17 protein-coding genes and 2 pseudogenes are annotated in these 17,658 nt (G+C 51.0%); 11 read left to right on the top strand and 8 right to left on the bottom strand.

What is annotated here, in order from left to right; all coding sequences use genetic code 11:
- Window positions 1-29: 29 nt before the first annotated feature.
- Both feoB and HMPREF2954_RS11310 read left to right on the top strand, forming a co-directional pair.
- Window positions 30-1,898 carry a ferrous iron transporter B gene (gene feoB / locus HMPREF2954_RS01565; protein WP_070688970.1) on the top strand — a complete coding sequence of 623 codons (1,869 nt, stop codon included), beginning with the start codon at window positions 30-32 and terminating at the stop codon, window positions 1,896-1,898.
- The gene (locus HMPREF2954_RS11310; RefSeq protein ID WP_003756918.1) at window positions 1,895-2,023 is read left to right on the top strand and encodes a FeoB-associated Cys-rich membrane protein; all 129 of its coding nucleotides are present in this window, start codon (window positions 1,895-1,897) and stop codon (window positions 2,021-2,023) included. The genes feoB and HMPREF2954_RS11310 overlap by 4 nt, the downstream gene beginning before the upstream one ends.
- Before the next feature lie 113 nt (window positions 2,024-2,136).
- Here the strand turns inward: HMPREF2954_RS11310 and HMPREF2954_RS01560 are convergent, their stop codons facing one another.
- Window positions 2,137-2,754, bottom strand: coding sequence for a hypothetical protein (locus HMPREF2954_RS01560; protein ID WP_045075475.1), 618 nt, complete (start codon window positions 2,752-2,754; stop codon window positions 2,137-2,139).
- A 257-nt stretch (window positions 2,755-3,011) separates the two neighbouring features.
- Window positions 3,012-4,388: a UDP-N-acetylmuramate:L-alanyl-gamma-D-glutamyl-meso-diaminopimelate ligase gene (gene mpl, locus HMPREF2954_RS01555; protein WP_045075478.1), complete on the bottom strand. Its 1,377-nt coding sequence runs from the start codon at window positions 4,386-4,388 to the stop codon at window positions 3,012-3,014.
- Between the two features lie 134 nt (window positions 4,389-4,522).
- Here mpl and HMPREF2954_RS01550 point away from each other — a divergent pair, with 134 nt between their 5' ends.
- Entirely contained in the window at window positions 4,523-5,236 is a 714-nt protein-coding gene (locus tag HMPREF2954_RS01550) for an O-methyltransferase (RefSeq protein WP_045075480.1), read from the top strand.
- A 52-nt stretch (window positions 5,237-5,288) separates the two neighbouring features.
- Here HMPREF2954_RS01550 and HMPREF2954_RS01545 read toward each other — a convergent pair whose 3' ends face one another.
- The 3 genes from HMPREF2954_RS01545 to HMPREF2954_RS01535 all read right to left on the bottom strand — a co-directional run bounded on the left by HMPREF2954_RS01545 (window position 5,289) and on the right by HMPREF2954_RS01535 (window position 9,128).
- Window positions 5,289-6,815, bottom strand: a complete 1,527-nt coding sequence (locus tag HMPREF2954_RS01545; RefSeq protein WP_045075483.1) for an ABC transporter permease — start codon at window positions 6,813-6,815, stop codon at window positions 5,289-5,291.
- Window positions 6,816-7,117: 302 nt separating this feature from the next.
- The gene (locus HMPREF2954_RS01540) at window positions 7,118-8,158 is read right to left on the bottom strand and encodes a PD-(D/E)XK nuclease family protein (protein WP_045075486.1); all 1,041 of its coding nucleotides are present in this window, start codon (window positions 8,156-8,158) and stop codon (window positions 7,118-7,120) included.
- 70 nt (window positions 8,159-8,228) lie between these two features.
- A complete protein-coding gene (locus HMPREF2954_RS01535; protein WP_045075489.1) occupies window positions 8,229-9,128 on the bottom strand; it encodes an NAD(P)H-hydrate dehydratase in 900 nt (299 codons plus the stop codon).
- 57 nt (window positions 9,129-9,185) lie between these two features.
- On the opposite strand from HMPREF2954_RS01535, the pseudogene HMPREF2954_RS12800 reads away from it, so the two are divergent.
- Both HMPREF2954_RS12800 and HMPREF2954_RS01530 read left to right on the top strand, forming a co-directional pair.
- A pseudogene (locus HMPREF2954_RS12800) lies at window positions 9,186-9,293 on the top strand (IS5/IS1182 family transposase); the annotation flags it as partial.
- Between the two features lie 68 nt (window positions 9,294-9,361).
- Window positions 9,362-10,021 carry a cytochrome b/b6 domain-containing protein gene (locus tag HMPREF2954_RS01530; protein WP_009311383.1) on the top strand — a complete coding sequence of 220 codons (660 nt, stop codon included), beginning with the start codon at window positions 9,362-9,364 and terminating at the stop codon, window positions 10,019-10,021.
- A gap of 60 nt (window positions 10,022-10,081) precedes the next feature.
- On the opposite strand, the gene HMPREF2954_RS01525 is transcribed toward HMPREF2954_RS01530, so the two are convergent.
- On the bottom strand, window positions 10,082-10,681 hold the full coding sequence (locus HMPREF2954_RS01525) for an MlaC/ttg2D family ABC transporter substrate-binding protein (protein ID WP_045075492.1): 600 nt from the start codon (window positions 10,679-10,681) through the stop codon (window positions 10,082-10,084).
- Window positions 10,682-10,808: 127 nt separating this feature from the next.
- Here HMPREF2954_RS01525 and HMPREF2954_RS01520 point away from each other — a divergent pair, with 127 nt between their 5' ends.
- Window positions 10,809-11,312 carry a DUF1841 family protein gene (locus HMPREF2954_RS01520; RefSeq protein ID WP_045075495.1) on the top strand — a complete coding sequence of 168 codons (504 nt, stop codon included), beginning with the start codon at window positions 10,809-10,811 and terminating at the stop codon, window positions 11,310-11,312.
- Between the two features lie 181 nt (window positions 11,313-11,493).
- Here HMPREF2954_RS01520 and radC read toward each other — a convergent pair whose 3' ends face one another.
- On the bottom strand, window positions 11,494-12,174 hold the full coding sequence (gene radC / locus HMPREF2954_RS01515) for a RadC family protein (protein WP_045075497.1): 681 nt from the start codon (window positions 12,172-12,174) through the stop codon (window positions 11,494-11,496).
- A gap of 539 nt (window positions 12,175-12,713) precedes the next feature.
- On the opposite strand from radC, the gene HMPREF2954_RS01510 reads away from it, so the two are divergent.
- The 4 genes from HMPREF2954_RS01510 (at window position 12,714) to HMPREF2954_RS01495 (ending at window position 17,136) form a co-directional block, all read left to right on the top strand.
- Entirely contained in the window at window positions 12,714-13,838 is a 1,125-nt protein-coding gene (locus tag HMPREF2954_RS01510; RefSeq protein WP_009312960.1) for an ABC transporter ATP-binding protein, read from the top strand.
- A 15-nt stretch (window positions 13,839-13,853) separates the two neighbouring features.
- Window positions 13,854-14,819, top strand: a complete 966-nt coding sequence (locus tag HMPREF2954_RS01505) for an ABC transporter permease subunit (RefSeq protein ID WP_003766008.1) — start codon at window positions 13,854-13,856, stop codon at window positions 14,817-14,819.
- A complete protein-coding gene (locus HMPREF2954_RS01500) occupies window positions 14,819-15,709 on the top strand; it encodes an ABC transporter permease subunit (RefSeq protein WP_045075500.1) in 891 nt (296 codons plus the stop codon). The genes HMPREF2954_RS01505 and HMPREF2954_RS01500 overlap by 1 nt, the downstream gene beginning before the upstream one ends.
- A 131-nt stretch (window positions 15,710-15,840) precedes the next feature.
- Window positions 15,841-17,136 carry an NAD(P)/FAD-dependent oxidoreductase gene (locus tag HMPREF2954_RS01495; RefSeq protein WP_045075502.1) on the top strand — a complete coding sequence of 432 codons (1,296 nt, stop codon included), beginning with the start codon at window positions 15,841-15,843 and terminating at the stop codon, window positions 17,134-17,136.
- A gap of 176 nt (window positions 17,137-17,312) precedes the next feature.
- Here the strand turns inward: HMPREF2954_RS01495 and HMPREF2954_RS13200 are convergent, their stop codons facing one another.
- Window positions 17,313-17,486 (bottom strand): NMB0938 family lipoprotein, encoded by a 174-nt coding sequence (locus HMPREF2954_RS13200; RefSeq protein ID WP_457818078.1) that lies wholly within the window; start codon window positions 17,484-17,486, stop codon window positions 17,313-17,315.
- Window positions 17,487-17,516: 30 nt separating this feature from the next.
- Between HMPREF2954_RS13200 and HMPREF2954_RS11305 the strand changes: the two are divergent.
- A pseudogene (locus HMPREF2954_RS11305) lies at window positions 17,517-17,658 on the top strand (hypothetical protein); the annotation flags it as partial.

Genomic DNA, 17,658 nt, shown 5'->3' with positions numbered 1-17,658 from the left:
CAAACAATCAAAAAAGGAGAGTTCAATTCATGGAACTAAGCTATTTTGCCTTGATTGGCGCGCCAAACTGCGGCAAAACCGTTTTATTCAACGGTTTGACCGGCGCACATGCCAAGGTTGCCAATTATCCGGGCGTAACGGTCGATAAGCGCGAGGGTGCCTTCCTCGACGATGCGGCCGTCCGCATTATCGACCTGCCGGGCACATACAGCTTACGCACGACCAGCCCCGACGAAGCGGTGGCGAAAGATGTCGCCGTAGGCAAGCTGGGCATTCCGCCCGACGCCATCATCGCCGTTGCCGACGCGACCAACCTGCGTATGACCCTGCGCATGATTTTGGAACTGAAAACGCTGGGACTGCCTATGGTGGTGTCGCTGAACATGAGCGACGTTGCCCGCAGAAGGGGTTTGAATATTGATGCCGCCAAACTGAGCGAGTTGTTGGATGCACCTGTTTTGGAAACAGTCGCAGTGAGCGCGTCGGGCGTACAGGCGGTACGCGAAGCCGTGGCGAAGCTGCCGCGCAAACGCTCTTTCCCCGCCAACCCCGCTTCTGCCGAACGCACGCTCGAGGCGCTGGATAGCGACAAACTTTATCAAGAAGTCGAATCGATTTTGGCACAAGTGGTACGCACCCAGATGACGCTGCCCGCATGGCACAAAAAACTCGACGACATCGTGCTGCACCCCGTCTGGGGCATAATTATGCTGCTGGTCATCCTGTTTATGGTGTTCCAAGCGGTTTACACATGGGCGGCGCCGATTATGGACGCCATCGAAGGCGGCTTTACCGCGCTGGGCGAATGGATAGGCGCCAACATGGAGCCGGGCATCCTCAGCGACTTGCTCGTCAACGGCGTCATTGCCGGTATGGGCAGCGTGTTGGTGTTCGTGCCGCAGATTACGATTTTGTTCGCCTTCATCCTGCTTTTGGAAGACTCAGGCTACCTGCCGCGTGCGGCTTTCCTGCTGGATAACGTGATGGCGAAAAGCGGCCTGTCCGGACGCTCATTCATCCCGCTCCTGTCGAGTTTCGCCTGTGCCGTTCCCGCCGTTATGTCAGCGCGTACGATTAATGACCCGCGCGAACGCCTCGTTACCATCGCCGTCGCCCCGCTGCTGACCTGCTCCGCGCGGCTGCCCGTTTACGCGCTGATTATCGCCGCCGTCATTCCTAATCGCACCGTAGGCGGGATTTTCAACCTGCAAGGACTGACGCTGTTCATCCTCTATCTCGCAGGCATCCTGTCTGCCGCCTTGGCAGCGTATATCATGAAACGCTTGGCGCGTATGAAAGGCAACGTGCAGCAATTCCCGCTCTTGATGGAGCTGCCGACTTTCCGCACGCCCAACTTCAAACACATCATGACCAGCCTGTGGGACAGGGTAAAAGCCTTCCTCAAACGCGCCGGTACGATTATCTTCGCCCTTGCCGTAGTTTTGTGGGGCTTGGTAAGCTGGCCGCAACCGCCCGCAGGTGCAACAGGCGCGGCAATCGACTACAGCTTGGCGGGTATGCTCGGCCACGCTATCCAACCATTGTTCGCCCCGCTGGGCTTCACTTGGGAAATGTGTATCGCCATGATTCCAGGCATTGCCGCGCGTGAAGTCGTTGTTGCCGCACTGGGTACGGTCTATGCCGTCAGCGCGTCGTCTGAAGACGCCGTACAAAACGCGCTGATTCCGATCGTACACAACAACTGGGGTTTGCCAACCGCCTTTGCCTTCTTGGCTTGGTATGTGTATGCTCCGATGTGTGCCGCGACTTTAACCGTAATTAAACGCGAAACCAAATCCACGAAAAATATGCTTATGATTACAGGCTATTTGTTCCTGATGGCTTATTTTGCCGCATTTGTGGTTTACCAAATTTCTTCAAGGATACTATCGTCATGACTCAATATATTATCGTCGGCTTGATTATGCTCACTTGCATATTCTTCCTCTTGCGAAAATTCGTATTCAAACCGAAAAAACGCGATTGCAGCAGCGGCTGCGGCAAATGCGGCGGTTGCGGTTAAATATGGATAGCTAGGAAGCAGAAAGGTTGTCTGAAATGGTTTCAGACGACCTTTTTAATTTGGAACAGCAATGTACTTCAGATACTTATATCGGATGTTTAGGAAACTATTATTTAATTTAGCCAATCTGGCTCATCTTCGATAATATTTAAATCTAAAATAGCAATACATAAAGACGTTTTAGGCTCTTTAAGTCCAAACGAATTCCATTCGTTACAAATAAGAATGTTGTATCCCAAATCTCTTGCAGCCAAAATCCAATACTCTATTAATTCTCTAGTTTTCCCCTGCAAAAAATTCCGAGAGTATTGGTTATTTGTACTCTGGAAATTTGAATGATGGTACTTAATCTGATCAGAAGATGGACTAACTAATTTAAAAGTTTTTCCTTCTTGCCAGAACTTTTTCCATTGAGACGAATCGGATATCAAGCCAAAATACTCATTAATCACAGGGTATTTTTCAATCACATGGTTCCTAAATTTTTCATAAACATCATCAGAACAATTTCTTAAATCTAATATTTTTTTACATGCTTCTTTTTTATATTTAAAACTAGCTAAATATTTATTTTTATTTTCTTCTTTACCCTTAGCATATTCTTTGTCTGTTGTAAAAAATAAAGCGGAATGTGCTTTATATCCTTTGTTATGTGCTTGATGACCTACTTTCCATTTCTTAAATTTTACGTTTGTTCCATGATACAAAATGTCTTCACCAAATTTTTCCATATAAAATCCTCCTATGATATTAAATATATGATATATATATATTCTTCAAGTTATTTCAACATTCAAGAGACCTTATTTTTACTTCGACACTTTCAGTAAGCGCGGGATAAATTATATCCCAATAAATCCTTCAAATCACCGAAAATATCAGGGTTGACAACCCAATCTATCCATCCCCAACCCACAACAAAAAGGTCGTCTGAAAACCAAACTCCGGTTTTCAGACGACCTCAATCATTCCAAACTTTCAACCGACCTTATTTCAACGCTTCCAGCAGCTTCCCGTGTATCCCGCCGAAACCGCCGTTGCTCATCACCAAAATATGGTCGCCTGATTCGGCATTTTTCACGATTTCGGCGACGAAGGCATCGAAGTCTTTGCCGACGTGCAGCTTGCCGCCCAAAGGCGCGAGGGCTTCGGCGACGTCCCAGTCCACACCGCCGGCGTAGCAGAACACTTGGTCGGCATCTTTGAGGCTTTCGGGCAGTGCGGCTTTCATGGTGCCGAGTTTCATGGTGTTGGAACGCGGCTCGAGGACGGCGAGGATGCGGGCGTTTCCGACGCGCTGGCGCAGGCCTTCGATGGTGGTTTCGATGGCGGTCGGGTGGTGGGCGAAGTCGTCGTAAACGGTGATGCCGTTCACCGTGCCTTTGATTTCCATGCGGCGTTTGACGTTTTTAAACGCGCTCAAGGCTTCGCAGGCGGTCTGAATATCGACTCCGGCATGGCGCGCGGCGGCGATGACGGCGAGCGCGTTCATGCGGTTGTGTCCGCCCATCAAATCCCATGCGACGTATCCGGCTTTTTTGCCGTCAAGCAACACGTCGAACGAGCCGTCGGTATTGACTTCGCCGACCTGCCAGCCGTGTTCGGTGCCGAATTTTTCCACCGGCGTCCAGCAGCCTTTGTCGAGAGTGTCTTGCAGACTTTGCTGCTGTCCGTTGCAGACGATGAGGCCTTCAGACGGCACGGTGCGCACAAGGTGGTGGAACTGGGTCTGTATCGCGCCCAAGTCGGCGAAGATGTCGGCGTGGTCGAATTCCAGATTGTTCAACACGGCGGTACGTGGACGGTAATGCACGAATTTGGAGCGTTTGTCGAAAAAGGCGGTGTCGTATTCGTCGGCTTCGATAACGAAAAACGGCGATTTGCTGTTCAGGTCTTGACGCGGCGTTTGCGGCAGGCGGGCGGAAACGCTGAAGTTTTCGGGTACGCCGCCGATGAGGAAGCCCGGCGCGAGTCCGGCGTATTCCAAAACCCATGCGAGCATGGAAGCGGTGGTCGTTTTGCCGTGCGTCCCCGCCACGCCGAGTACCCAATGATGGTGCAGCACGTTTTCCGACAGCCATTGCGGACCGGAAATATAAGGCAGGCCGCGGTTCAAAATCGCTTCAACCACATCCATCCCGCGCTTGGCGACATTGCCGATAACGTAAACGTCGGCTTTAAATTCGTCCAACTGCGCGGCATCGAAGCCTTCGTGTACGTCTATGCCCAAGGCTTCGAGCTGGGTGCTCATCGGCGGATACATCTTCGCGTCGCAACCGCTGACTTTAAACCCCGCTTCTTTGGCAATGGCGGCAACCCCGCCCATAAACGTGCCGCCGATACCGATAATGTGGATGTGTTTCATGATAAGACCGTCTTTTGAATGAAATAATGGGAAAGCCGCCATTATAACGGAGTTTGGATAGTGGGGTCGTCTGAAAAGCAAAGCTGTGGCAAGATGGAAAATATAAAGGATTTGAACTGAACAGGAGAAAGCCCATGCCCAAGCTGACACCTCAAATGTTCGCTTTTCTGCAAGCGCCTCAAGTCGAAACCGTTTTGCTGCGGCTCTACACCCAAGCCTTAAAGCAAAACAGACAGATGTTTTTTCATTTTCTGCCCAAGATTTTCAAGCTCTTGGGCAAAGGGCTGGATTGGACGGGTGAAAACGAAAGTTTTTACGAAGACAAATACATCCCCATCGCACCGCAACAAGGCAAATTTTTATATATGCAGGCTTTGGCATCAGGTGCAAAAAACATCGTCGAATTCGGGACTTCCTACGGCATTTCGACGCTGTATCTTGCCGCAGCCGCCAGAGTCAACGGAGGGCGCGTCATCACTTGCGAATATCTGCCGCACAAAGCCGCAGCGGCGAGAAAACATTTCCAAGAAGCCGGTTTAGCAGACTATATCGAGCTTCGCGAAGGTGATGCGCTGGAAACCTTAAAAGACTTAGCCATCTGCCCCGATTTCGTCTTACTCGACGGCTGGCCGGATTTGGTATTCCCCGTATTCAAGCTGCTTGAACCTAATCTTGCCGACCGCGCGGTCATCGCCGTGGACGATGTGGAAGGCTTCTCACCTGCCATGCAGGATTATCTCGATTACGTCCGCCGTCCTGAAAACGGTTATGTTTCAAGCACATTAAAACCTTATAAAGCGTTGGAATATACGGTCAAAACAGGCAACCACACCGAAAAGGTCGTCTGAAAACCGGTTTCACCAAGATGAAACCGCCTTTTCAGACGACCTTCAACACGCTTCAGTCCTCGTCCTTTCCGTCCAACAGCAAAAACACCATCGTCGCAAACAGCATCAGTACCGCCGTCAACACCATCGCCCTCGAATAATTGTCCGCCCCCGCCCTGCCTAGATAGGCGTAAATCAGGGTGGTCAGCGTTTGCCATTCAGGGCGCGCCAAAAACAGCGTTGCCGCAAACTCGCCGACGCAGGTTGCCGCCGCCAAAGTCAGCCCGCGCCTGAAAGCAGGTTTCAGCAATGGGGCGGTGATGTAAAAGGTCGTCTGAAAACGGTTTGCCCCCATAGTCCTCGCCGCCTCGCCATAGCCTTGCGGCAACGCATCCCACGCCGCCAAAACATCTTTGGCAACAAACGGATACGCCAACAGCGCATAAGCGGCAATCAAAAGCGGCAGCGATGCCGTCCATTGCGGATACAGCAGCAGCACGCCGAACGCCACACAGACCGGCGACACCATAAACGGCAAAAATACCGCCCCCCTCACCCACGCCGCGCGCCTTGCCAAGCAGGCATACGACACGCCCAATACCGCAGCGGCAGCGACCGCTGCTGCCGAAAAACGAACGGTGTTCCAAAGCGCCGCCAGCGTTTCGCCCTCGAGCAATACCCGCCAAGACCCTCCGGCAAGGACAGCCTGCCGGACAACCGCAAGCAGGGGCATCAGGCAGCACACACACAACACCGACAATACCGCCGCGACCATCAGCCGTTCCGCCGCTGTTTCGGGCTTGCGCGGGCGCGGTGCGGCGTGTGCCTTATCCGCATCCGTCCGACGGCTCAACCGCGCATACAGCAACCCCGCCGCTGCGGTAATCCCCAACACCAGCCATACCAAGACGGAAGCCTGCGCCATATCCAATTCATACGCAATCAGCCGGTAAATCTCCACTTCCACCGTCGCATAGCGGTCGCCGCCCAACAGCAAAGCCAGTCCGAACCCCGAAAAACAATACAGGAAAACCAAACACAAACCGCCCGCCAACCACGGGCGCAATACCGGCCATTCCACCCTTAAAAACCGCTGCCAAGCCCCTGCCCCCAAAGCCTGCGCCGTTTGCAGGCGCGCCTCGGGAACCTGCAAAAATCCCTGATACGCCGCGCGCACCAAAACCGGCAGGTTGAAAAACACATTGCCGTAAATCAACAGATACGGCGTATCCTGCCAGCCCGCCCAAACGGCACCGTTTGTGCCGAACAAAGCCAACACGCCCATACCCGCCACCAAAGTCGGCATCACGAAAGGCAGCATCAACAGCCTCAACACCAAAGCGCGTCCCCGAAAATCCAAACGCGCCAACACCCACGCCGCAGGCACACCCAAAATCCCCGCCAGCACGCAGGTTGCCAAAGCCTGAAACACCGTCCATAAGATAAGGTGCTGCATATAGTCATCTCGCAACACCCCGCCCCATGCACTCCCGTCGTAAAAAGCCAGCGCAACCAAAGGTGCGACGACCATCACGATAAGGAAGCCCAAAGGCAGCAGCGCGAGCAGTAAAGTGGAACTGAAAGAGCGGATGGAAGACATGGTTTGATGCTGTATGAAAATTAAAAAATATAGGATTAGGTCGTCTGAAAAACGGTTTCAGCAAACCTGCCAAGCCGCTTTCAGACGACTTTTTTAAAACTAAGATGCTTGATGGTAAGGTATCAGGCAGATGGCAAGCCAATGGATGATGAGCGGTTTGGACATGGTGTGTGATGGACAAAATAAGGATGATGGTAAAAGAGCAAGTCGGCAGTTTAATCGGGACGAGAGAGGATTTCAAACGGATGGGGAGGTCGTCTGAAATCCTTTCTGTATTGTTTTTTAAAATGTACACAGGGTATTTATGCCTGCTCTGGTGACTGCGTATCGGCTTTGATTTTTTTCTGAAACTCTGTGAAAAATTTTTGATATTTCAAGATATTTTTAATAACACCCTCCCTATCCAATTTATCGTTACCAAACCAGCCCTCTCGTTCAACCACGGCAAACGTCATGGTTTTCCCCTTCCCAAACCTTTCCGGTTTTTTAATCTCGAAGAAACCTTCTTTGCGAGCTTCCGATATAAACAAATCAAAAAGTTTTTTTCGCATTTGTCTTCTATCATTTTCAGCACTCTCGTCAGATATACTGACCTTAAAGCAAAGCCTTGCCTTACTTTGCTCCAACTGCATATAAATAAAATTTTTGTCTGTCAGCGGCAATTTAGAAAAGGCATACCACCAAAAACCGCCACTGGGGTTATTTGCATAATCCCACCACATATCTGCCGCTGGTAATTCATTTTCTAAAAATTGAAAAAATCCCTGCCAATCACTACTCTGCCATTCCGTAATGGCTATCTCTCCAAATTGATTATTTTTCTCCTCCAGCCTTTTAATCCGCTCGAGAAAATCTATAAAGATATTATTCTTTATAAGATCCGTATATTTTTCGAGAATACGAATAAGGTTTTTCCTGTCAAAAACCTTGAACCCTTTATTTTCCACTCTTGTCAGGCTTGCTTTGTTTTCATTACCGGTTTTTATATAAATGCAGACAACGCTTTTGCTTTCCGCCATTCTCTCCGCAGCTTCCCTATACCGGCTTAACTGATTGGAATGCTCCTTAGTATTGGTTTTGTCTTCAATTACAATAAAATATTTATCATTCACTTCAGCCCATATATCAATATTTTCCCTTTGTCTCCCTGCTTTCACAGAAGTAATTTTTTCATCAAAATTCGGATAGTGTGATTTGATTAATTCTGTAACAAATTCCCGCGCACATTCATTTAAAACCTCATCTTCTCGTTTGCATCCCTCATCGGCAAACAGCAATAGCCAAGTAATAAAAGCATCCTGACTCAGTTCTTTAGTGGCTATATCAAAAATATTCGGTTTCATTTTTTCCCTTTTTTATCTAATAACAATACATAGGTCGTCTGAAAGCCGTTTTCAGACGACCTCCTTCTTCTCAATTTTTTGTTTTATCCGTCATCAGCCGATTCCTCAACCATCGGGCGGCAGGGGCGATTTCGCCTGCGAGCATACCGGTTTCTACGCCTATCGAGTGTTTGATGACATCCGCCGCTGCGCCGTGCAGCCATACGCCGGCGCAAGCAGCTTGGAACGGCGGGATACCTTGCGCGAGCAGGCTGCCGATGATGCCGCTTAAAACGTCGCCGCTGCCTGCGGTGGCAAGTCCGGCGTTGCCGCTTGGGTTGGTATAGACCGTGCCGTCGGGCGTGGCGACCAGTGTATGGTGTCCTTTTAGGACGGTTATGGCTTGGAACGTTGCGCTGATGGTTTGGACGGCGGACATTCTATTTTGCTGAACAGCTTGGGTGGATATACCGAGCAGGCGGGCGGCTTCGGCGGGATGCGGGGTCAGAACCAGATTGCTGCGTTTTTGTGCAGCTTCGCGGGTTTCGGGATTCGACCTTGCCAGCAAAGTCAGTGCGTCGGCATCGAGCAGCAGCGGTGCGTCCTGATTTTGCGTCAACACGATATTTAAGATTGAGTCGGCAGTTTCGTCCAAACCCATGCCGCAGCCGACCGCCCATGCGCTGATGTCCTTGCGTTTCAGCAGGTCTTCGGCAGTCGCCAGCATGATTTCGGGGCGTTCGGGGATGACGGCGAAGGGCAAGGCGGTTTGATTGAAGCCCGCCCACACTTTTCCGCTGCCTTGATAAATCGCGGCGGTGGAAGCGAGAACAACGGCTCCGCTCATGCCCGATGCGCCGCCGACGACGGCGAGCGTGCCGTATGTCCCTTTGTGCGATTCCGCTTGGCGCGGGGTGAATACGTCGGGAAATTGCGAGGTCGTCTGAAAAAAATCGGGCGCGTCGGGGAGCGTATAGGACGGGTTCATCATCAATCTGCCTGAGTTTGGGATAAAATAGCGGATGCGTGGCGAAAAGAAGATGTCTTTTATAGTGGATTAAATTTAAATCAGGACAAGGCGACGAAGCCGAAGACAGTACAGATAGTACGGCAAGGCGAGGCAACGCCGTACTGGTTTAAAGTTAATCCACTATATCGACTGTTGTTTTCACGATTCTACCGCCCCGTATAGGAACACTACAACCGCACAACAAGGAATATTTAATGAAACAAAAAGTCAAAGTCTGGGATTTGCCAACGCGCCTGTTTCACTGGCTCTTGGTCTTGTCGGTCGGATTTATGTGGTACAGCGCGCAGGCTGGCGGCGGGATGCTGGTTTGGCACTTACGCTGCGGGCTGCTGGTGGCGGGGCTGATTGTCTTCCGCCTGTGTTGGGGCTTGTGGGGCAGCGATACGGCTCGGTTTTCGCAATTCGTGCGCGGCCCGTCATCCATCCGCCGCTACCTGCAAGGCAGCCTGACGGAAAATGAGCAGCCCGGACACAACCCTTTGGGCGCGCTGATGGTCATCGCGCTGATTGCGGCGGTTTTACTTCAAGCGACGACGGGCTTGTTTGCCGCCGATGAAAACACGTTTACCGACAGCGGCTATCTGAACCATTTGGTCAGCTCGGACACGGGCAGCCTGATGCGCAAAATCCACGTCAATTTCTTCAACCTGCTGGCGGCATTGGCGGGACTACACATCGTTACGGTCTTGGCGTATAAGTTTTTGAAGAAAAAAGATTTGATCCGCCCGATGATCAGCGGCTACAAGTATATCGAGGGGCAAACCGTTACCTTGAAATTTGCTTCCGCCGCCAAACTGATTGCCGCATTGGCAGTGGCGGCTGTGGCGGTGGCTGCGATTTTGATGTTGAAATAACAATTTAAACAAATAGAAAAAGGTCGTCTGAAACTTTCAGACGACCTTTTGTCATTGGATTTATTGCTTTTTCAGCCCTTTGGCTTTGACGGTCGCAATGGTGCCGTCTATGCCTTTTTGCTTGATAAGTTCGCCGAACTGGTTGCGGTAAACCGTTACCAGGCTCGTTCCGTCCACGCGGATGTTGTAGATTTTATAGACAGGGCCGACCTTATAAAGCTGGTAGGCTACTTCGTATTTCGTCCCTTTTTTGGTGTGCAGTTCAGAAAATACGTCAAACTTATTGCCGTTGACCGTCATTTTCGGCAACAGCCTTACCTGCGCATCCGCCGCGCCGATTAAGGCGGAATGCGAATACATGGCTATAATCATGTCTTTAAAAGCGTGGATAAATTCCGTTTTCTGAGTGGCGGAGAATTCACGCCAAGGCGCGCCGACCGCCAAAGCGGAAATGCGTTCGTAATCCAGATAACGGTCTGCATACTGCTCGATCTGCTTGACCTTTTGCGCCTCGCTCAAAGAGCCGTTGCGCGCAATTTTCAAAACTGCATCTATATTCTGCTGCATCTGAGCCTGTGCGGGGTGTGTTTCAGCCGCCACATAAGGCGCGGCAACCACCATCGGGACAGATAATACAAAAGCGGACAAATAAGGGTTCATCATTATTCCATAAGATAAGAAGCAAAGCTGCATTTTAAAACGCCCTGAGGCATAAACCGTTAATCAAATGTAAAAGCAGGAAAGATAACTATATAATCGCCCTATCCGAATTTCTGAAATTCCCGCCATGTACGATGTCAACACACACGATGTCCGCCGATTTTTCGCCCATGTCTGGCAACAACGCCTCACCCCCCTGCAACTGGACGGCCTGCAACAAAAAGCCCTGCGGATTATCGAAGCCCATCCCGAATACTCCCGCTATCTCGAAAATATCGAAGACTATCTGGACAAAACCTGGACGCCCGAAGAAGGAGAAACCAATCCCTTCCTGCATATGTCGCTGCATCTCTCCCTGCAAGAACAAGCAGCCATCGACCAGCCACCCGGCATCCGCGCCATACACGGACAACTCTGCGTGCGCTATGGCGGCGATTGGGTACGCGCCGAACACGATATGATGGATGCGCTGGCAGAAACCATATGGGAAGCGCAACGCTACGGACGCGGATTGGATGTCAACGCCTATATGACGCGGCTGCGCAAATTGGTCGGACTGGGGCAGGAAGAAACAGCCCGCATCAATCCGCGCGAAGTCGGTATGTCCGACATCATCAGCGAAAGGGCTTAAGATCATCTGGGTTAGAGAAAAGAATTTTCAGACGATCCTTCATGTCCGTTTGTTTATAATATCAATTGTATTCAAGGCATTAATCATCAATATCTATCACACTAAAATCAGTAAAGAGGTCGTCTGAAACCTGTTTTCAGACGACCTTAACCCAACTTTTACCCCGCCCAGCAATATCACTTTAACCTTCCATATACCCCCGCTCCCGCATCGAGCAGACTTCTTTCGCCGTAACAATGAAATGATCCAAAAGCGAGACATCAACCAATGCCAAAGCCTGTTTCAGACGACCTGTGAATGCAATGTCGGATTGCGAAGGCGTAGCCGAACCGCCGGGATGATTATGCGCGATAATCAGGCTGTCGGCGTATTCGTCCAATGCGAGCTTGACGATTTCCCTGATATAGACGGTATTTTCTGCCACCGTTCCGCGCGAGAGTTCGCGCATGGCAATCAGCCTGTTTTGGCGGTTGAGCAAAAGCGCGGTGCTGACTTCTATTTTTTCATGCCCTAAATGCAGGCGCAGATAATCGGCAACGACTTTCGGACTGGAAAGCGTGATGTTCTCCTGCAAATCCTCGCCCAAAATCCGCCTGCCGATTTCTTTGACGACGGCAAACTGGGTAAAACTCGCCAAACCCATGCCCTTGTATGCGGAAAGCGTTTTAGCGTCGGCGCTCATCAGCTTGCCCAAGCTGCCAAACTCGTTCAGCAGATAACGCGCCAAATCCACCGCGCTCATCCCGCGCGTACCTACCCGCAGCAAAATCGCCAGCAACTCCGCATCGCTCAACGCGCCTGCGCCATGCGCCAACAATTTCTCGCGCGGCCGCTCGCCTTCAGGCCATTGTTTGATACTCATGTTTTACCCCTTGCGTGAACATTCACGAAAAAATTTGTTTGAAAATCTGCTTGTTATTACACTTTTTACAACGAATGCCTATCAAGCAACTATTGTAAATATTTCATATTTTATTATATTTTGAATGAATATTTAAAATATAAGCATAATATTCATATAAATTAATTGCATAAAAACAACGCGCTCAACTTCGCTTGTAAAAGCGATTGCCTTTCCTTATTCACCCGTATGGATTGACCGCAGATTCAATCTGACAGGTTTCAAAATGTCCCGTTTAAATCAAATCCGCGGGAAATCAGCCCCTTCGGGCAATTTCGTATTGCCCCTGCGTGCCATAGGCTAATATAATAGCGAGTTCGGCGGAGGCGGTTTATCCTTGGATTTCCACCCGTTTCCCATCCATGCTGCCCGTGCGCTTCACAAGAGTTTCAGACGACGTTGCGACGTTGCGACTCCCGCCAGCAATCAAACAGCTTTTTATCACCCTTTCGAAAATCCGTTTTGCCGGTACTCGTCATTTTTATTGGAGTATTGCCATTATGACCGCAACCACTGCGTCTTCAGCCAAACCTTATCTTAAAATCCAAGGCTTGGTGAAAAAGTTTGGTGACAATTACGCTGTCGATAACATCGACTTGGATATTTATCAACATGAAATCTTTGCCCTTTTGGGCAGCTCCGGCAGCGGCAAATCCACGCTGCTGCGTATGCTGGCGGGCATGGAAAGCCCTAATCAGGGCAAAATCATTCTGGACGGTCAAGACATTACCAAACTTGCCCCCTACGAGCGCCCCATCAATATGATGTTTCAAAGCTATGCCCTGTTCCCGCACATGACTGTGGAGCAGAACATTGCCTTCGGTCTGAAACAAGACAAAATGCCCAAAGATGAAATCGCTGCGCGCGTGGAAGAAATGCTGCGTCTGGTGCAGATGACCAAATACGCCAAGCGCAAACCGCATCAATTATCCGGCGGTCAGCAACAGCGTATCGCTTTGGCACGCAGCTTGGCAAAACGTCCGAAAATCCTGCTGCTTGACGAACCTCTCGGCGCGTTGGACAAAAAACTGCGCCAACAAACCCAGCTCGAATTGGTCAATACGCTGGAACAAGTCGGCGTAACCTGCATCATGGTCACGCACGACCAAGAAGAAGCGATGACGATGGCGACCCGCATCGCCATCATGTCTGACGGTCAGTTGCAACAGGTCGGTACGCCCAGCGACGTGTACGACTACCCCAACAGCCGCTTTACCGCCGAATTCATCGGCGAGACCAATATTTTCGGCGGCGTCGTGATTGACGACCATGCCGATTATGCCGTTATCGAATGCGAAGGCTTGGAAAACCACGTCCGCATCGACCACGGTCTAGGCGGCCCGAGCGAACAAGACATTTGGGTCAGCATCCGTCCCGAAGACATTGATTTATACAAAGAAAAACCCGACCACTTGGGCAGCTTCAACTGGGCAAAAGGCACGGTAGAAGAAATCGCCTACTTGGGCAGCTTCGCCATTTACCACATCAAACTCGCCAACGGCCGCGTCGTCAAAAGCCAAGTTCCCGCACCTTATTGGTATGTCCGCAACATCACGCCGCCGACTTGGGACGAAACCGTCTATATCAGCTGGCCGGAAAACCAACCGACTCCGTTGTTCCGTTGATTTAAGGGGAATGAGATGAACCTTAAAAAACTGAAAAACAAACTGTTCCGCCGCCCCGGTCAGCGCGCGGTCATTGCCGTGCCGTATATTTGGCTTTTGGTGCTGTTTCTGATTCCGTTCGCCATCGTGCTGAAAATCAGCTTTGCTGAACAAGAAATCGCCATTCCGCCGTTTACGCCGCTGACCAGCGTCGATGAAGATTTAGGTCGTCTGAACATCGCCATCAGTTATCAAAACTATGCCGATATCTTCCAAAATTTTTGGAATACCCTGAATCCGTTTGGCGACAGCGAAAACAGCAATATCTATCTGATGACCTACTGGTCTTCGATTAAGACTGCGCTGACGACGACCATCATTTGTCTGCTGATTGGTTATCCGACTGCCTATGCGATTTCGCGCGCCAATCCCGCCATGCGCAACGGTCTGCTGCTTGCCATCATGCTGCCCTTTTGGACTTCCTTCCTGCTGCGCGTCTATGCATGGATGGGCCTGCTGGGACACAACGGCATCATCAACAATTTCCTGCTCAAAATGCAGATTATCGAAGAGCCTTTAGACCTGTTCTACAACGCATTCTCGTTGAACTTGGTCATGGTTTATGCCTATCTGCCGTTTATGATTCTGCCGCTTTACACGCAACTGGTGAAACTCGACAACCGCTTGCTCGAAGCCGCTTCTGATTTGGGCGCAGGGCCGATTAAATCGTTTTTCACCATTACCCTGCCCCTGTCTAAAACAGGCATCATCGCAGGCTCCATGCTGGTTTTCGTACCCGCAGTCGGTGAATTTGTGATTCCCGAGCTGGTTGGCGGTTCGGAAAACCTGATGATCGGTAAGGTTTTGTGGCAGGCGTTCTTCGATCAAAACAACTGGCCGCTGGCTTCCGCCGTCGCCGTCGTCATGGTCGCACTGCTGGTCGTGCCGATTGCACTGTTCCAGCATTATGAAAACCGCGAATTAGAAGAAGGATCCAAATAATGCAGAAATCCCGATTATCCTGGTTCCTGAAACTGATGCTGATGCTGTCGCTGGCGTTTCTGTATATTCCGCTGGTCGTTTTGGTCATCTATTCGTTCAACGAATCCAAGCTGGTTACCGTTTGGGGCGGCTTTTCAACCAAGTGGTATGGCGCATTGCTGGAAAACGACACCATCTTGGAAGCCGCTTGGCTGTCGCTGCGCATTGCCGCCGCATCCTCGCTTGCAGCCGTCGTTTTGGGCACGCTGGCAGGCTATGCGATGGCGCGCATCAAACGCTTCCGCGGCAGCACCTTGTTTGCCGGTATGATTTCCGCGCCTATGGTTATGCCTGACGTGATTACCGGTTTGTCCATGCTGCTCCTGATTATTCAGGTGCAAATGTTCCTGCAAGGCAGCGGCGAATTGCTCCAAAGGCTTTACTTCGACCGCGGTTTCTTCACCATTTTCCTCGGACATACGACGCTTTGTATGGCATACATTACCGTCGTTATCCGTTCGCGTCTGGTGGAGCTCGACCAATCGCTCGAAGAAGCCGCCATGGACTTGGGTGCGCGTCCGCTGAAAATCTTTTTCGTCATCACCCTGCCCTTGATTGCCCCTGCCATCGCTTCAGGTTTCCTGCTCGGCATTACCCTGTCGCTGGATGATTTGGTGATTACCTCTTTCCTGTCCGGCCCCGGTTCTTCCACATTGCCGCAGGTGATTTTCTCCAAAATCAAGCTGGGTCTCGACCCGCAGATGAATGTGTTGGCAACCATCCTGATAGGCATCATCGGTACGCTGGTCATCGTCATCAATTACTGGATGATGCGCCAAGCAACCAAACGCGATCGGGAAGCCGCCGAAGCCTACCGTCAGGAAAAGCTTGCCGCAGAAAAAACAAATTGACCCAATCAGACAGGCTGACCGCATCAATGCAAGGTCAGCCTGTTTTCTTCACACAACCCGTTTAACCCACTTTTCAGACGACCCTCAACTACCCTCCAAAGGTCGTCTGAAACCACACAAAGCATTACCCTATGATTCATCCCAATTTCAAAGAATACCTTCCCTCCTATTATTTCAGCACCATCAATCCCCACGCCGCTTATCCCAAGCTTGAAGGTCGTCTGAAAACCGAGACCTGCGTTATCGGCGGAGGATTGACAGGACTTTGCACCGCCCTTCCCCTTGCCGAAAACGGACGCGAAGTAACCGTACTCGAAGCCGCACGCGTCGGCTTCGGCGCATCGGGGCGCAGCGGCGGGCAAGTCATCAGCGATTACGCCTGCGGTATGGAAGAAATCGAAAAACAAGTCTGCTTGGAACAAGCCCGCTGGTTTTGGCAGCAATCCCTGCAAGCCGTCGAACTCGTTGACGAACGGGTTAAAAAACATCAAATCTCCTGCGACTGGCAGCGTGGCTACGCCACCGTCGCCATCCGCCCGCAGCATTGGGAAGAATTGCAACAATGGCATGAACACGCCCAAAAACATTACAACGCCACCCATTACGAACTTTGGGATAAAGCCACACTCAAGCAACAACTTGCCAGCGATATGTATTTGGGCGCACAGTTCGATCCTCATTCCGGCCACCTCCATCCGCTCAACTATACCCTAGGCATGGCCCGCGCCGCTGCCGAAGCAGGCGCGCAGATTTTCGAACAGTCCCCGATGACCCGTATCGAACCCCATCAAGGCGGCTGGCTCGTCCATACCCCGGACGGCAGCATCGAATGCCAAAACCTCGTGTATGCCGTCAACACCTACGCCGGTTTGCATCAAAAATTCAAGCCATTGGAAAAAAAAGCCATCGCCGTCAGCACCTTCATCATCGCCACCGAACCGCTGGGCGAACGCGCCAAAGAACTCATCCGCAACAACATGGCCGTCTGCGACAACCGCTACGTCCTCGACTACTACCGCCTCAGTTCCGACGGCCGCCTGCTCTTTGGTGGCAAAGACAACGAGTTCATCGACGATCCCGACCGCATGACCGAGCTTGTCCGCCAAGACATGCTCAAAGTCTTCCCCCAGCTTGCCGATGTCAAAATCGAACATTCATGGGGCGGCGAATGCGACATCACCGCCAACCTCGCCCCCCACTTCGGCAGACTCGCGCCTACTGTTTACTATGCCCAAGGCTACTCGGGACACGGCATGGCGATTACCGGCATAGCAGGCCTTGCCATCGCCGAAGCCATTATGGGCGACGATGGTCGTCTGAAACCGTTTGAAAAACTCAAACACCCAAGCATCATTACCCAACCTTTCCTGCGCAAACTCGGCTCCTTCCTCGGCTCGAAATATTACCAATGGAAAGACAGCCGTTAAGCATTTGGTTAAGCTCGAACACATCAACAAAAGGTCGTCTGAAACCCGATTCAGGTTTCAGACGACCTTTTCGATATTGAATTGAAGACTTCCAATCAAACTGCTATCGCATCAAATGTTCAACGAACGCCCGATGCATTTAGATTCCTACCCTCTCCGTTTGTGCTCCAAACCCATTACATCAAATGAATTCCGCTTGCCGGATTGGAAACATTTTCATATACGGTAATCGAAACAATTTTCCCGCTTTCGTCAAACACAATTTCCAGATAAGGTTTATCAGGGCTGCGGTCGCGGTTGAAAAGGCGGAATACCCTTTGCGCCTCAAAAATCTTTCCGTGTGCTTTCAAATATTCGGGCAACCGGCTGATGTTTTGAAAACTGCCGCCAAACCCGGCGACGACTACGCCGCCATGAGCGAAGTCCTCACCCGCCGCTACGGCAAAATGCAGGAAGCCGAAGCCAACGGCGAGGCCGTCAAATGGCCCGATGTCGTATTGATTGACGGCGGCAAAGGACAAA

This window comes from Neisseria sp. HMSC067H09, assembly GCF_001814135.1.
GTDB lineage: Bacteria > Pseudomonadota > Gammaproteobacteria > Burkholderiales > Neisseriaceae > Neisseria.
The sequence above is the reverse complement of the archived record's forward strand: the minus strand, read 5'-3'. Positions and strand labels throughout refer to the sequence as shown.

Coding starts and splice junctions, on each gene's coding strand:
- HMPREF2954_RS01520 (WP_045075495.1), top strand. CDS start 10,809: ATGTACGATGTCAACACACACGATGTCCGCCGATTTTTCGCCCATGTC.
- HMPREF2954_RS01525 (WP_045075492.1), bottom strand. CDS start 10,681: ATGAACCCTTATTTGTCCGCTTTTGTATTATCTGTCCCGATGGTGGTT.
- feoB (WP_070688970.1), top strand. CDS start 30: ATGGAACTAAGCTATTTTGCCTTGATTGGCGCGCCAAACTGCGGCAAA.
- mpl (WP_045075478.1), bottom strand. CDS start 4,388: ATGAAACACATCCACATTATCGGTATCGGCGGCACGTTTATGGGCGGG.
- HMPREF2954_RS01545 (WP_045075483.1), bottom strand. CDS start 6,815: ATGTCTTCCATCCGCTCTTTCAGTTCCACTTTACTGCTCGCGCTGCTG.
- HMPREF2954_RS01540 (WP_045075486.1), bottom strand. CDS start 8,158: ATGAAACCGAATATTTTTGATATAGCCACTAAAGAACTGAGTCAGGAT.
- radC (WP_045075497.1), bottom strand. CDS start 12,174: ATGAGTATCAAACAATGGCCTGAAGGCGAGCGGCCGCGCGAGAAATTG.
- HMPREF2954_RS01510 (WP_009312960.1), top strand. CDS start 12,714: ATGACCGCAACCACTGCGTCTTCAGCCAAACCTTATCTTAAAATCCAA.
- HMPREF2954_RS11310 (WP_003756918.1), top strand. CDS start 1,895: ATGACTCAATATATTATCGTCGGCTTGATTATGCTCACTTGCATATTC.
- HMPREF2954_RS01560 (WP_045075475.1), bottom strand. CDS start 2,754: ATGGAAAAATTTGGTGAAGACATTTTGTATCATGGAACAAACGTAAAA.
- HMPREF2954_RS01535 (WP_045075489.1), bottom strand. CDS start 9,128: ATGATGAACCCGTCCTATACGCTCCCCGACGCGCCCGATTTTTTTCAG.
- HMPREF2954_RS01495 (WP_045075502.1), top strand. CDS start 15,841: ATGATTCATCCCAATTTCAAAGAATACCTTCCCTCCTATTATTTCAGC.
- HMPREF2954_RS01500 (WP_045075500.1), top strand. CDS start 14,819: ATGCAGAAATCCCGATTATCCTGGTTCCTGAAACTGATGCTGATGCTG.
- HMPREF2954_RS01530 (WP_009311383.1), top strand. CDS start 9,362: ATGAAACAAAAAGTCAAAGTCTGGGATTTGCCAACGCGCCTGTTTCAC.
- HMPREF2954_RS01550 (WP_045075480.1), top strand. CDS start 4,523: ATGCCCAAGCTGACACCTCAAATGTTCGCTTTTCTGCAAGCGCCTCAA.
- HMPREF2954_RS01505 (WP_003766008.1), top strand. CDS start 13,854: ATGAACCTTAAAAAACTGAAAAACAAACTGTTCCGCCGCCCCGGTCAG.